Source organism: Bacillus sp. AFS077874 (assembly GCF_002566505.1).
Lineage (GTDB): Bacteria > Bacillota > Bacilli > Bacillales > Bacillaceae_G > Gottfriedia.
The window spans coordinates 146024-161231 of record NZ_NUYF01000005.1; the positions used below are offsets into that span (position 1 = coordinate 146024).

At 32.9% G+C, this 15208-nt stretch carries 13 protein-coding genes and 1 pseudogene; 4 read left to right on the plus strand and 10 right to left on the minus strand.

Annotation, left to right across the window (positions count from 1 at the left end; all coding sequences use genetic code 11):
* Position 1: 1 nt before the first annotated feature.
* Positions 2-340, minus strand: a complete 339-nt coding sequence (locus COJ46_RS02475) for a nucleotide pyrophosphohydrolase (RefSeq protein ID WP_098565668.1) — start codon at positions 338-340, stop codon at positions 2-4.
* Positions 341-556: 216 nt separating this feature from the next.
* Positions 557-826 carry an IS3 family transposase gene (locus COJ46_RS02480; protein WP_098565669.1) on the minus strand — a complete coding sequence of 90 codons (270 nt, stop codon included), beginning with the start codon at positions 824-826 and terminating at the stop codon, positions 557-559.
* Between the two features lie 428 nt (positions 827-1254).
* On the opposite strand from COJ46_RS02480, the gene COJ46_RS02485 reads away from it, so the two are divergent.
* Together COJ46_RS02485 and COJ46_RS02490 are read left to right on the plus strand one after the other, a co-directional pair.
* The gene (locus COJ46_RS02485) at positions 1255-2379 is read left to right on the plus strand and encodes a DNA/RNA non-specific endonuclease (protein ID WP_286145484.1); all 1125 of its coding nucleotides are present in this window, start codon (positions 1255-1257) and stop codon (positions 2377-2379) included.
* A 491-nt stretch (positions 2380-2870) separates the two neighbouring features.
* Positions 2871-3695 (plus strand): hypothetical protein, encoded by an 825-nt coding sequence (locus COJ46_RS02490; RefSeq protein ID WP_098565670.1) that lies wholly within the window; start codon positions 2871-2873, stop codon positions 3693-3695.
* 454 nt (positions 3696-4149) lie between these two features.
* Here the strand turns inward: COJ46_RS02490 and COJ46_RS24315 are convergent, their stop codons facing one another.
* Both COJ46_RS24315 and COJ46_RS02495 read right to left on the minus strand, forming a co-directional pair.
* Entirely contained in the window at positions 4150-4299 is a 150-nt protein-coding gene (locus COJ46_RS24315) for a hypothetical protein (RefSeq protein WP_176527918.1), read from the minus strand.
* A gap of 399 nt (positions 4300-4698) precedes the next feature.
* Complete coding sequence (locus COJ46_RS02495) at positions 4699-6717, minus strand: DNA/RNA helicase domain-containing protein (protein WP_176527919.1); 2019 nt, start codon at positions 6715-6717, stop codon at positions 4699-4701.
* Positions 6718-7046: 329 nt separating this feature from the next.
* Between COJ46_RS02495 and COJ46_RS02500 the strand changes: the two are divergent.
* Together COJ46_RS02500 and COJ46_RS02505 are read left to right on the plus strand one after the other, a co-directional pair.
* Positions 7047-8075 (plus strand): annotated as a pseudogene (locus COJ46_RS02500) (IS1595 family transposase).
* Positions 8076-8259: 184 nt separating this feature from the next.
* Entirely contained in the window at positions 8260-8676 is a 417-nt protein-coding gene (locus COJ46_RS02505; RefSeq protein ID WP_098565672.1) for a DMP19 family protein, read from the plus strand.
* A gap of 1019 nt (positions 8677-9695) precedes the next feature.
* Here the strand turns inward: COJ46_RS02505 and COJ46_RS02510 are convergent.
* The 6 genes from COJ46_RS02510 to COJ46_RS02530 all read right to left on the minus strand — a co-directional run bounded on the left by COJ46_RS02510 (position 9696) and on the right by COJ46_RS02530 (position 14466).
* The gene (locus COJ46_RS02510; RefSeq protein ID WP_286145488.1) at positions 9696-10622 is read right to left on the minus strand and encodes an IS110 family RNA-guided transposase; all 927 of its coding nucleotides are present in this window, start codon (positions 10620-10622) and stop codon (positions 9696-9698) included.
* A gap of 8 nt (positions 10623-10630) precedes the next feature.
* Entirely contained in the window at positions 10631-11503 is an 873-nt protein-coding gene (locus tag COJ46_RS02515; protein WP_098565673.1) for a collagen-like protein, read from the minus strand.
* A gap of 329 nt (positions 11504-11832) precedes the next feature.
* Positions 11833-11931, minus strand: coding sequence for a DUF5412 family protein (locus tag COJ46_RS25200; protein WP_176527921.1), 99 nt, complete (start codon positions 11929-11931; stop codon positions 11833-11835).
* A gap of 37 nt (positions 11932-11968) precedes the next feature.
* A complete protein-coding gene (locus tag COJ46_RS25205) occupies positions 11969-12169 on the minus strand; it encodes a DUF5412 family protein (RefSeq protein WP_176527922.1) in 201 nt (66 codons plus the stop codon).
* A gap of 628 nt (positions 12170-12797) precedes the next feature.
* Entirely contained in the window at positions 12798-14054 is a 1257-nt protein-coding gene (locus COJ46_RS02525) for a DNA-packaging protein (protein ID WP_218008678.1), read from the minus strand.
* The gene (locus tag COJ46_RS02530) at positions 13987-14466 is read right to left on the minus strand and encodes a terminase small subunit (RefSeq protein ID WP_098565676.1); all 480 of its coding nucleotides are present in this window, start codon (positions 14464-14466) and stop codon (positions 13987-13989) included. Before COJ46_RS02530 ends, COJ46_RS02525 begins: the two co-directional genes overlap by 68 nt.
* Between the last annotated feature and the right edge of the window lie 742 nt (positions 14467-15208).

Consider the following 15208-nt stretch of genomic DNA (forward strand, 5'->3'; position numbering starts at 1 on the left):
CTTAATCGACCTCATCCAATTCATTATATTTCTTTTTTTGACCAAAGCTCTTGGGAACTGGATATTTTTGGGCATTTTTAATCAGTTTTTCAGCGATGATTTCATCAATATCAAAACCTAGATTATTAGCCATCATATAAGAGTAAATTAGAACATCTGCCAATTCTTCTTTGAGCCGCTCAGGATTTCCTTTGGCTTCTTCTGGAGTTTTCCATTGAAATAATTCCAATAATTCATTTGCTTCTAATGAGATGGAAATGGCCAGATCTTTTTCATTATGAAATTGCCGCCAGTTGCGCTCATCTCTAAATTCATTAATCCGTTTCATTGATTCGCTCATATTAATTTCCTTTCATACCTTCCAGAAAATGTTTCCTTGTCACTTAATTATTAAACCTTTTTTAGGGAATAAATTCATTTATCTTGGTCGCCTATCTTTTGGTTGTTCAATTATTCCATATAAATATTATTACATAATAACTATAAAAAAAGAAAAGCCATGTGGTGAACATAACCCTGTCAAGTAGACAGTAGTTTAAAAAGAGCTCAAAAAAAGCTAAGCACAGACAGTAGTTCGATATTCGATCGGACTGCGGTTTTCTAATTTAGCTTGGAACCTTTCGTTATTATAAAAATACATATATTCGATTACAGCTTGAATTACTTCTTTTTTAGTTTTCAAGTTATTCAAATACGTTAGTTCAGATTTTAAATGTCCAAAGAAATTCTTTCTAGACATACTAGATTGGATATTTTTACTTCTTAAAGAATGTGTTGTAAGCACTGAGGTATATTGATGACCGATCACTATGAAGAAGGATTCCATTTATATCTCTATTTTTAGTGGCAGCTTTTATTGTATTTAAAAGTAGTTTGACACTACAATGTTCACTTATTTGATAGGAAACTATTTCACGGTTAAATAAGTCCAGTATTACATCATGTGTATATAATGTCGCTAACAAAATTTCACTTATCATTGTATAAAGTAAGAATAATAAACAAAAAGACAAAAATTGTTCTATATTTACTTTGATTATCGTGAAATCTTTCATTTGAAGGACATTTCCTTTGAAAAAAATATCGTTCCTTTTGTTCAACTAAAGCATGCTTTAGTTGAATAAGAGTTCCTTATTATTTTGACTTACTTGTTTTATAGTATGAAAAATTCAAAATAACAATGGTATTACAAATCTATTAAATTATTGTTATAATTATTAAAGTTTCATAACAAGGATCATTAGGGGGTATATTATGAAAAAATCAAACGGTTGGACTATTTTCTGGTTAATTTTCTTTTTTCCAATAGGATTATATCGTATGTGGCGATATAGACAATTCCCAAAGGTAGCTCGTATTATTATCACATGTGTAATTGCATTTATTGTAATAATAAGTAATTTGGAGGATGATAGCGATCCTCAACCTGTAGTAAATAAAAATAAAGAAGTTGTAAAAAAAGAGACTACTAAAAAAGTGCAATCCTCAACGAATACGGCTTCTAAGACTGTTGAAACCGATAAGAGTACATCTGACGATGACACAGAAAAATCAACGAACAATAGTGAACCCAACAAAAGTGTTCCTGCATCTAGCACTACAAAGGTAACAGGTACAACGGCTGGATTTGATAACAGCAAGTATACCCTAATTGAAGTTAACGGCGGGGATTTGTCAGGACATAGACGGGCGAATGTCAAAGTAGATGTTGGATTTGGAAAACGAGAATATTGGGCTTATACAAATGAATACGGTCAGCTAATTCGTGTTGAGGCGAAAAAGATAACACTTCAAAATCCGAATACTGATCACGTATTGTCATCAGGTAGATATTACTCTGATGAAGCAAATGTTCCTGGTACAGAGAGTCCAACTTTGGATAAAGGGCATGTGATTGCTGACTCGCTTGGAGGAGTATCAAATGCATATAACATTACACCTCAGGACAGTAATCTCAATAGACACGGCGATCAAGCTTATATGGAAAAAGTAATTCGAGATGCAGGAGGTTGCACTGATTTCGTGGCAGTAATTCAATATCCAAATACTAAGACACAAATTCCTAACCATTATAAATTCACATACAAAATTCAGGGCAGATCCATTACAGATGAATTTGACAATGTAAACCCAGATAAAGTGAACAAAACTTTAGGGAAAACGACAGGTAAGATCAGTACGCCACCGAAGACAAACAATGTACCTGCAAACAAAACGGAACCTAGTAATGAAGATGTTAGCAAGGTTGACACCAATCATAACGGAAAGGTTACGATCGCTGAAGCCAAGGCTGCTGGCTTTAAAATGCCAATTACACGCGATTCATGGCTCTATAAATATATGGATGATCGAGATGGTGATGGCTCAGTAGGTGAATAAAGGGATTTATGCAGTGATTCTTTTCTTCTTATTGAAGTAAAGAGGCAAGTAATAAAATGATGCTGATTTTAATTCCCTTGATAGTTTGCTTTCAATGTTTTGATCTTATCAATTCGTTAATACAGCATCATTAATATTTTTGAATTATAGAGTTTCTTATATAACTACCATGGGAGTACAATAAAAACTTCCATTCACTGTTGTGAATCTGAGGATTCATGGATGGCTAACGCATGCATTAGTTGAACAAGAACGAAAAGGAATTTCCGCGGAAAATCCCTTTTTTTGAAGCTATAATAAAAATATACATGAATACTTTGTAACTATCTTATTTTTAAAGGTTTTTTTATAAGGTCTGATAAACATGAACCGTCTGTTACTACCAAAACTGTCATGAAAAATTGTGTCAAGACTGTATTTGTTTAGTGTTATGGTATATAAGGATTAAAATAAAGTTAAAAAATGCATATTCAGAGAGTAGGAATTTTAAGGTGATTTGGTTTTTCTTTTTTGTCGGCATAGGATTATTAGGTTGGACATTGTATTCAACCATTAAATTATTTGCTAGAAAGCAAATAAAACAAGCTTTTAAGCGTTTTGGTATTGGTATTGGATTAGTAGTAGTTTGTTTTATCGGGATGGCAATCACAGCACCAAAATCACAAGAAACAACTACGCAAGAAAAAACAACTAAAGTTACAAAAGAAAAGATAAAAAAACAAGAAACAGAACAACAAAAAGCTGATAGGCTTGCCAAAGAAAAGGCTGCTAAGCTAAAAGCAGAGCAAGAAAAGGCTGCTAAACTTGCGAAGGAAAAGGCAGATAAACTAAAAGCAGAAAAGGCAAAAGCTGCTGAACTCGCAAAAAAGAAACAAGAATTGAAACAAACTTATCTAAAAAAACTAAAACCCCAAATTAATGATGTTATAAAAACTTATGATGACAACTGGAAAAAAATCTGGCAACCAACCATGTCTGCAATTGGTAGTGGAAACACTGATTTCTACACAGCGTATAACAACATGCAGGCAATTAAGCAAAATTATCAAGACTATCGATTCCTTTCGTTAGAACCAGTTAAAGGAATGACGAAATCAGATAAAAAGTTACTTAAAACGTTTAACGAAAAGATGGCGGATGCATTTACGTTTCGATGCATGGCAGTAGATATTGCTTCTGACGCGTTCGATTCAGGCAACATAACTCCTTCTCAAACAAATAAAATGCAAGACTATATTTCGATGGCTGATCAAAGTATGATCGAGGCTACTGCTGCGTTTGTCACATTAGAACATAGCTATGGAATTACAAAATAATAGCAAACTATTTTTATAAATGTCTTTCTGTTAAAGTAAAAAAAGGACTGTCTAATTTAGACAGTCCTTTTACGATCAAATTCAACTAATACATGCGTTAGTTGATTTGTAGATAAAGTTATTTCCACGTATCAAAATGCCAATAATTTGGCTCCCCAAAAAGAAATGAACTTTCAATAGTTTCTTTATACTGCTCCCAATCAAAATAAAATGCTCCAACCCCAGAATAATTTACTAATTTACTACTCCAATCATCGAGATTATTTTCATGTCCTAATTTATACCAAATGATTGTATTTTCATCTTTTGAACTCCGTTTAATTTTTAACGAAAAAGCACCGCATCCTAAGTCAGAACAAGGACAAATATATATTGAATTTCTATTGTTCTCAAAGTCCGATTTTGCTTTTAATAATAATCTATCAATTTGTTTTTGTTGAAATTCTTTTGGACCTTATCCTAAGCAAGAAACATAATCCATATCTTTAATTTCCTTAAAATTATTAAATGGTATTCCATCAATTAAACAATTAGCAAAAACTATTTTACCAGGATATCCCTCACGTATTTGTTTTTCGATACTTAACTTAGAAATCTTCGGCACATAATCATCCCCAGAATAATTACTTAAATCTTCTTTTAAGAGTAGCAAAAGTAACTTTAATTTTACAGTCCTTATTGAACTAAGTACAAAAAGAAAAGGGGAACGCCGCAGTATCGCTTCATTAATTCTTGCCCTTTAGTTGAAAAAGAAAAAGAGGCGCTTATTCAACAATCGCGCCCGATTGTTGAACATCATATTAATCTAAAAAAATGACCACCTATCAAGTTATCTTTTGGTGGTCATTAAATAATATTTAGATTAAAAATATTTATTTATACTATTCATTATCTTCAACTGCTACTAATCCTCCTCAAACTTGTCCAGCAGCTAGCTTCGACTTAATTATTTAATTAATAAATTTTTTATTAATGATTTAACAACTCCAACCACGCAACTGCTTCACAATGTATTTTGTGTTGATGGTGGCTCATTATATAAAATAGATGTAGTTTGATCACCTTGTTTAGGCCATTCCTCTAATCCCACTTTCTTAAAGAAATTATAGGTTTCTTTAAATTTAATATCATTTGGAATAATAATAATCATTTCTTTCGTGACACGTGTTAATAATATTCTATAAGTATCTCTCATTATTTCTTCTTCTTTATCAGTAGGGATACTTTTCTTTTTATATACTGATAGATCGCTTTTCCATTTTAATGAATTATCCTGTTTCTCTAAATAATAATCTCCTGCGAATAAAACGATTGGCAAATCTAGTTCCAATCCCTGACAGAAAGTCTCCGTTCCCACGGTAATATTATTAACATCGCAACACTTTTCAGTATACCATCTGTAAGCTTGATCATTTTTTTGATAAGATTCTTTAACTAACCCTTTAGAATACTTAATTAAATCCCTTTTTTCCACTTTTGATGAACACAAAATGCCATATAAATATTTGTTATCTGTATTCTTCTCTTCTCGATGTTTTAATCTTTCTAAACGCGTCAAACCGTCTTCATTTTTTACATATAAAGAATTCAAATCTCGACAAATTTTTATATCAACTCCCATAGTTCCATTCTTTTTTATTTCATCATATTGTTTGCTTGCTTCAATAAGATCTGCCTTTAGAACAGACTCAATAAAATTAGAAATATCAGTAAAACCAGCTCTTACTGATGTACTTAGATGCAGTTCTTCATGAAAAGATATTTTTTCCTCTTCTACTACAAATTTTTCTTTATAATTAGTCGGTGCATGTATTTGCCATGAGTTATCATCTCGAAGTGCATTTATCCAAGATTCGATTCCCGCCTCGCCATCTAATGGTTTCTGCCCATCTCCGATTAAGGCAATTATCGTTATATTGTCATTATAATTTGCTTCGATAATTCCTTTTGCATCACTTCTAGATGTGTTTGCTTTTTCTGCTGTCCAGAATCTCTGTGCCTCATCGAAAATAACTACTTTTTCATCAACAATCCCGTTTTTAATGATGTAATCATGTCTAAAACCAGTAAAATAATCAATATCATTTGACCCTGTTATTCCCTTAAGAACACTGATAAGCGCACCATTTCCCGTATAATATCTAGATGGTATTCCTTGTCCGATATTTCTAAACAATTGTAGCAGTGCGATTAATGTCTTTCCTGCACCTGGAACACCACTTACGAGTATAAGATTTTTACTATTATTATTTTTAATTATACTTTCAATAAATTCATCTGTTTCCTTAAGATATTCATATGCTATCCCATTTAATTTACTTAACGCACCTTTTTCTCCGCTTATTAAAGCATCTTTAATTATTCTTGCTTCATCCCAAATTTTGCGTGATCTACCACGTTCACTGCGAATCCAATCATTCACTTCAACTTCAGTCATAATATTTTCATGGGCTAATGATTCAAATAAATTATCCAGAGAATCTTTTCCAAGTACTCTATCTAAATCCTTTGGGATATAATTATCTAACACTCTTTTTTCAAAATTTATATCTACTTTATTAACTGAACTCATTATTAAAAATGATTCAACCTTTACATTTTTTGAAATATTATATTGATGATATTCTTGAAGAATTTTCCCATACTCTACAAATTGCAAAGCATAACTATCATCAACATAATTACCCGATGTCTTAAACTCTAAAGAAATTATTTTACTTTCAAAAAGGAGTATAATATCTGGCCTCTTTGTATTTTCTTTTGGTAACATGTACTCAAATAAAACAAATAGTTCGGGATTCAAATTCCATCTTTCAAATTTTTCTGCTAAGAATTTAATTTGTTTCTTCCATGCCATACGTTGAGCTTTTGTATCGTCTTTATACTTTTTCTTATATCCAATATTACGTACGAACTTCTCTAAATCACATAATAATTTGTCTAACATCTTATTATCCAAGGTATTCTGATTTGATAACTGTATTATATCTTTTACTTTTAACTTCGCACCAACTATACTCACACTCATCATCCTCATTCTAATATCTTTAAATTTCTATGTTAATAAAAACTATTCATCTATTTATTATAATAGTATCATCTTCTACCAACATTAAATTAGCCATATGACAAATTAGTAAGTTTTTAATGAGGGTTCACATAACATCTATTTAGTTAATATTTTACAAATTAAAAATATAAAGATTTAACAAAATAAACAGATATAACAATTTTAACTTAATATAAAATCTATTTAAAAGTTGGCTCTGTTAAAGGTAAATGTTGATATTTGAAGCCTATCCGAAATCTTAGTATAATTAACCTAAGAACAAACATTCGGGAGGTTGCAAGTTGGGCAAAGCGTTCAGTAATCTATTAAAACATATCGGCAATTTGACACATACAGAAAAAGAGCGAGTGTTTCAATGGGTAAAACGCTATGTTGAACCTTCTTCCTCCGTCGGTGGTCGGCTAATTAATGAGATGCGAGAAACTCGTTTCAATGAAGGATTTGAATGCCCTCATTGTTCATCTGAACACGTTGTTAGATTTGGAAAATACAATGGTCGCCAACGCTATCGTTGTAAATGTTGTAGTAAGACATTCACGGATACAACTAATACTGTACTTTATCGCACTCGAAAAGGTGATGAATAGATTACATTTGTTGATTGTATGTTCAATGGGTATTCCTTACGAAAATCTGCCGAAATTGTAGGGGTTACTTGGGTTACACTTTTTTATTGGAGACATAAACTGTTAAACGCACTTAAACAAATGGATTTTGAACATTTTGAAGGTATCGTTGAAGTTGACGAGACCTATTTCCTATACTCCGAAAAAGGTAAGAGAGGCATTTTAGAACGCAAACCACGTAAGCGTGGCGGTAAATCTAAACTTAGAGGAATCAGCCACGAACAGGTCTGTGTTCTTGTTGCCAGAGACCGTACAAAAGCAACTGTATCCAAGGTTGCTTGTATGGGTCGAGTTGTAAAAACTAAGGTTGATAATATGATTGGGTCAAAACTAACAAAAGAAAACGTACTTGTAACAGATGCTTGGAGAGCCTATAAAACCTATGCAAAAGAAAAAGGATTAGAACATTACAGAATTAAATCCAATGATGGTAAACACGTTATTAAAGGCTTATATCACATTCAGAATGTAAATGGTCTCCATTCTCGTATGAAACGTTGGATAGACCGTTTTAAAGGGGTTGCTACAAAGTATCTCAACAACTACCTTGCTTGGTTCTTGTTTGTAGATAGTCGCAGTAACGAAAGTACGAAACACAATATTAAAGAATTTCTATTAACATCATTTGTATTTGAGATGACTGATACCTATGATAGCCTGCGTCTATCTCGTTTTACGACCTAATTAAAGTTGAAATAAATTGGAAATGGAGTTGTGATTTTATGAGTGAAAATCGTGAAATAATTAAGAATTTAATTCCACTAAATCTTCTAATGAAGAAATCAGGCGAAGAGATCATCAATGATTTTCATTAAACTTATATAACGAAGAGAATTATCATTTAACCGAAAGGGATACCTTTTATAAGTTGCCTGTTGTAATAATAGATATAATACTTATAGTTAACTTAGATACAGAACTGAATATGCAAGGTATTTTGGGTTTCTTAGAGAATTCAACAGGATTATTCTTAGATGATACTATAGAAACTTTACAACGAATACAAGCAAAAGAAGATTACGAAATACTAAAGGCAATAAAGTCTATACTGCAACAAAACAATGTATCGACACAGGATTTAAGAAATAATGTTGATAATCAAACGGAATACTCAATAACTACCTTTTCTGAAACTCATAGTTCTAAATATGATGATATGGTATCAGAAATTAGTGAAGTAGCTGATAATCTTTATCTTTATGATGGTGATAGGAACTTATTTGATAACCTTATAAAATACGTTGATACAAACAAAAGTAATTTAGTAGGAGAACTTAAAAATTAGGCTAAGTTTTATTTTTTCGCGGAATCTACTTGAATATAAGTCGGGAATCACACATTGATGGATTCCCGATTTCTTTTATTAATTCTCAACATTAAAATTCAACAGAGCCTAAAAGTTAGATAGATTATTCTTTACTTTTCAGATATTTCAAAGGCAGCCACCGAAAAGTTTTAGATAAGAAAATTGAAAAGCTAGCTAAACCTAATAATGATTAAAAATATCAAAAACAAATTACTAGACTTCGTACCAGAAGCAAAAAGCACTCGATATACGGCTTGATGATTAGATTGATCAAAGGGCGTATGAAGGCATAATAGCCACTTTAAACCCTCATATTGAAAAGCTAGTAAGTCAATTAACACTCCTGCAATAAGAGGGAACTAATAAGACTGTAGAGGTTGTTGCACTAAAAGCACAAATTCTCCGACAGCTTAGTCCTACACAACCTATTAAAGAATTGATTCCAACTTTATTAACTCGGTTCATCCATAAAATTAAAGTAAAAGCAGACGGCAATTAGATGTACATTATCGCACCTCTAAACCATATGCTTTTTAGGTTTCTAACAATATTTAATTAGATATACTTAAGACACATCCTAATAAAGAATACGTTGAAAAGCCGCATAATAATTAGGCAGCTAGTTCAAAGCATGCACAGCATTCATATTGTGTGGAGTGTATGAACACATTGGTGCTGGGGGTTATTAATATTGGATCTGGTTCTTATTTAGCGTGTTTGGGGAAGTTTTTATGCAATATAAGGTAACCTTTCATAAAAGAATGTATTCTATAATATGGCCTGATTCTTGAACAAAATTTAAACATCGATCTTCAACTAAACTGCCATTTTGTTCAATAAAAAAGGACCGACAAAATCGTAGATCACGTTGTTCAACTACTATGAAAATAAACTTCTGTAAATTAGATAAAAAGGCAATACTAAATAGAAGCAGCTCATTCGTTTTTTTAAAAAAGAGGAGCGACTTATTGTTGGTGTTTATGGACTGATTAAATAGATTAAGAGGCTTCAGTTATTGATACGGAATAGCCTAAGTTTTCTAATCTTCGTACCGAATGGCGGACAATTGATTCCTGTCTTTGTTTATCAAAATAATCTTCGCCTAGGTCGACATACATTTCTTTTCGGGTTAAAAGGTAATATGCAATTCTTAACATCGCATGGGCGACAACGATTGCAGCTTTACTTTTTCCTTTTCGTCCAGCTGTACGTCTATACAGTGCACCAAGATAGTTTTTGGATCCTCTTACTGATTGGGCTGCTTCTGTTAATGCCGATTTTAAATATTTATTTCCTTTTTTAGATTTACTAGATTTCCTTTTACCTGCACTTTCGTTATGTCCAGGAACCAGCGCTGCCCATGAACATAGGTGTGCTGCGGTAGGGAATTGATTTCCTACATCGGTGCCAATTTCAGCTAGAATTTGTTCAGCCATCCTTGTAGCGATTCCAGGAATTGAATCAAGTCGTTCAACATCTTCTTTATAGGAACTTACTCGATTTGCGACCTCTTGATCCAACATTTCTATTTGATTTGTTAGGAAATCAATATGAGTTAAAATCGTTTTTAACATTAGTCGTTGATGTTGTTGAATGTAGCCCCGTAGTGCCAATTCAAGCTCCTCTTTTTTCTTTTTCAACGTACCACGAGCGAAGTTTGCTAGTTTTTCAGGATCATCTTCACCATGTGAAATTGCACGAAGCATGTCCAGTGAAGAAACACCCTTGATATCTGAAACAACAGAACCAAGTTTAATGTTAGCCCCTTCTAAAACCTTCTGAATCCGATTAAGTTGTCTTGCACGTTCTTCAATAATGCTACGACGATAGCGTACTAGTTCTCTTAATTCTCGTTGATTCCGATTTGGAATAAAACTAGCTTTGAGTAAAAAATAAGACTCATAAAGAGTCTTTAAAGTTAGGATTCACTAAATTATTTTACTTTTTCGATTGTGACACTCACACGTGCTGGTGTTAATGAATTTGAAAGTGAGTATAGATTCGGTTCACTACCTTGCATATACGATTGCCCAAAAAAGTACTGAACAGGTGTGTCTATCGTTAGATAAGCTTCCCCAGTGTTGTAGTCATAATCGTATGAATACAAAGTTGCTATGCGTTCGTAGTAATCAAATGCCCCACTAGAAGTAGAGGGATAGCGATACAATTGAAGGTAACCCGCGCGCTCATCTCCATGATAAGTAATTTTGTATTCACCAGGCGTTTTGAGTGTGAATATCGTTCCGTTTAGATCGTCCACGTGTCTTGCCGTAATCTGGTCATCCGACTGATTTATCGCATAACTAATCGGGTCTAAATACTGGTAATCTACGAATTTTAAAGCATAATTGACTTTACTATGTGAATAGTCAGAAATGATACTCGCATAAGTTGCCTTGATTCCGACTCCCTCGCCTTTATCCCCCTTAGGACCTTGAATCCCCTGTTCACCTTTTTCGCCTTTAGGACCTTGAATACCTTGCTCTCCTTTTGCACCTTGAGGTCCCGTCGCTCCAGTAGATCCTTTAGGACCCGTAGCCCCGGTATTACCTTTAGGACCTTGAGCGCCCGTAGCTCCTTTAGGACCTTGAACTCCTTTATCGCCCTTATCACCTTTTGAATTCCACGTAATTAACGTTTCTTGTGACTTACATTTACTACCTTTACTAATGACTCTTAAAACACCATCTGATTTCTTGACGCACCCATAATAAGTTGTATTTGTAGTAGTTGCGTAACTTATGGTTCCACCAATAATTCCAATAAACAAAATGAATGTACTTACAATGAAGATATTTCTCCTCATTATTTCACTCCCTATTTTCTCATTTTTTTAATAATTAAATTATAACTTAAAATTTAAATTATTTTTTATTTTGCTATTCATTTAGAATTAATAATTATCGACAAGTTTTATTATAATGGCAGACCATTGGAGTGATATGTCTAGTAAGGGCGAGTGTCCTTTTAAGGATAATCTTTCCAACTATCCTGCTCTTTTGGCTCAATAAAAAATCGACTAAACAGCCGATCATGTTGTTCAACTAAAGCATTGCGTTATCCGACCATTTATCCTCAGATTCACCTCAGTGAATGGAAGTTTATGTCGCACTTCCATAGTAATTGAATAGTGGTTTACTCTTTACGAAAATCGTAAGTTTGCTTTGGGACAATTATTCTATGACCATTTATTATCACTGTGTCATTCTTTACCCATTTTATAGATAATTCCAGTAAATGTTTTTAGGTTTAATATCTTTCTTGTTAAAAATTAATTCACCCTAATAGCATAGTCCGTTGTTGCTCCCCCACTCGATACGTAAGCTTTTAAAGTATAATCTTGATTTGGAGACTTACTTTGTGCGATTAATTTACCTTTTGGAATATAGCTTAAAGTAGGTGGAGCGAAGCAAATGAAAATAACATGATTTTTAACGTAATAGGTGTGTTTGACAATAAAACAAGATTTAATGCTCCTTCTTCAAAATGGGGCACTGATATATATGAAAAAATTACCACAATTGATTGCAAGAATCTTAAAACATCTATTAGATCAGTAAAAAGTGAAAAAAGAAAAGAATCTTCAATAATATCAAAATTGAAATTTATTTTGAAAAAACTTTTTTAAAATTAAAAGCTATACAAATATTAATTTACAGGTTCTGTTAAGGGGGAGAAAACTCAAAAAACAACAATTTTTATCAATTGAATTAGCAATATAATTAACTTGCTAAATGGTAATAGATAAAGAATGTGAAAAAGGCATCGCTTAAGTGCAATGCCTTTTATTATTTTTAATGTTCTAAATGAACCTATCACTATCCTTAGTTTACTGAAGGTTTGATACTAATAAAACCCTTGATATGTAAGGCTTATTTAGTTCCTTGGACCGCGTCTTTAAGCGATTTACAATTATTGATTGTTTTCTTAAATAAAATTCCAACTTTATAGAGCAAGTCCAACAATTCTTTTTCAGTTAGTACGATTAAAGCCTTTGGTACCTTTATTTCTACATATTTCAATCGGTCTGTTTTTTATTAGTGCGGTACTTGTAAGAACGTTTGAGATGTAATGAGATTCATACCGTTATTGTAATTACATTAAACTCTTGCTATCCATATTGGACGTTCTTCTTTATCTGGCATTAATTCAGTGAACGCCCATACTAATGCGTCCATTCGGTCTGGTGATTTCTCGCCAACTTCCCACTCACACATCTGATCTTCTACTTCTGCAAAATATCCAACATGATGAATTTTACCTTGTTCGTATTTACTTGAAATTGGCTCCGCTCGTGTTTGTTTGTTTCTGGAAGCATGCACTTTTTTAAAAGGGATATTGTTATCTATCGTCCGCAAAGTTTGCTCTATCATATCTCCACCTTGATTAGCTTCCGCAACAATTAGATTTGCTTCGTATTTATGATATAAATTGATCGCTCGTTTTGCCCATTGTAATGGTGTTCCCTTCATGCTTCCATCTTCCAGTAAATAACCATGACCACTATCATCAATTCCTGCAACAATAATTCCTGTTTCATCTGAATCTTTTTTGTTAGTTATACTAGGGTCTATTGCTACTACAATTCGTACTAAATTGGGTGCTTTATTAACTCGAAAATCTTCTATGTGTTCACGTGTCCATAATGCGTTTTGATTATCTGTTAAAATCTCGGCAAAGAGTTCTTGTCGTCCTAGCCTTGTACCTCCATATTTATCTGTAATATGCTCAATAAATTCTTTGGGTAACGAATCATTTTCAAACGTTGAGCCTGTTGTAACAAAACAAGTCTTATCGTTAATCAATTTCTTTATTAATGGCATTGGTTTAGGTGTTGTTGTGACAATTACCTTATTCGATAACTCTGATCGCATACAAAACTTCATCATATCCCAAACTTCATCGACATAACGCATCTTACATATCTCATCTATCCAAACTAAATCAAGTTCATGCCCTCGTAAATCCTCTGGATTTTCAGCACTAAATCCAATTGCGGCCGCTCCATTTTTCCAGGTAAGTCTCCTTTTAGTTGGTTCATAGTTCGGCTTATTGTAGCTTGGACATACATTCATAATCCCACTTTTACCAAGTATCATTATGTCTCGAACGTCTGAACTTGTAGCTCCTATTAATGCGATATTCCTTGCTCTGCCTGTCTCTACAAAACTTCTTACAGTCTGTGCTCCTGTTAATGTTTTGCCGTATCCTCTCCCACAACATAATAACCATGTATTCCACCTCCCTAACGGTTCTAACTGGCTTTCTCGTGCTTTTAGTTCCCATAGATTAGTTAAGATTTTCTTTTGTACTGGTGTCGATTGTAGCCACAACATCGCTAATTCTTCTTCGTTCATGTAACGTATTTCTCGTCTCCAAGAAAAGTCGTTCAAGTTCTGCTTCTTCATGCGAATAGTTCACCTCTTGATTGATATCTGCCTTGGCGGCTGCCTTGAATCCTGCACGATCAAGAATATCCTTAGCGCTTGCAACTCTTGCTTGTGGATTGGCTTCTGTATCTTCCAAGATGTTCATTAACGCTTGATAAGCCTTCAGAGCACCTTTTTTAAATTGTTTCCGTATCTCATCGTCTACTATTTGTTGTCTACGTTCCAATTCTGCTTTAATGTGTGGTTTATTCATAAGCTCATATCCTAATTGACTAGGATACTTTGATTTATATCCAGAAGCTAATACACTACCAGCAATATCATTAGTGTTAATATATTGTTCAACAAAGCTTATCTGTTGTGGTGTTAGCTCTCTCAATCTTGCTCACCCCGATAGCGCTTTTATATAGTAGTTTATACATTTTGTGATGTATAATACATACAGTTAACATAACAAATGTTATAGGAAGTTGAATTATAAACGCTGTTATATCAGTCTTTGTCGTATTGGTGCTCTTGTATAGTCAAAAAACAGTATGCAAAATCAATATATAGATATGAATTCATATATTAGATAAAGTTCCTGTTAGAATTGTAATAGGTGGATGAATAAAAAACTGCATAAGGAATAAATTTTAATCGCATCCATGAGTGACAATTGCACTTTAATACCTGATGTTAAATTCGCAATTTATCAAGTCAGTTGTTAACTCTAATTGACAAAGGTGTAAACTTCAATTGACAAATTGTCAATCAAGGTTTACACCCGGTTCTTATTATTAATATTCTTATTATATATTCTTATTAAGAATTGTTATTTTATATATTAATAATTGTAATAGCTAACTATCTTCTTCATATGTATAATCAATGCAATATATACAAATACCATCATCGTTTATAATATTTAAATTTAGATAGTCTGGATATGATTCATCGTCATTTAATATCAAACGTAATGGACACATATCACAAATATGTTTTGGATTAATTATTTAAATTCCTCCGTTGCACCAAGTAATTTAACTTTCATCTTCCTACCCGGTTCTTTGATGGTTTGTACCAATTGTTCTTTTTCAAGTGAGTCTATTACATGATAATAAGTCTGTCTTGAAATTCCA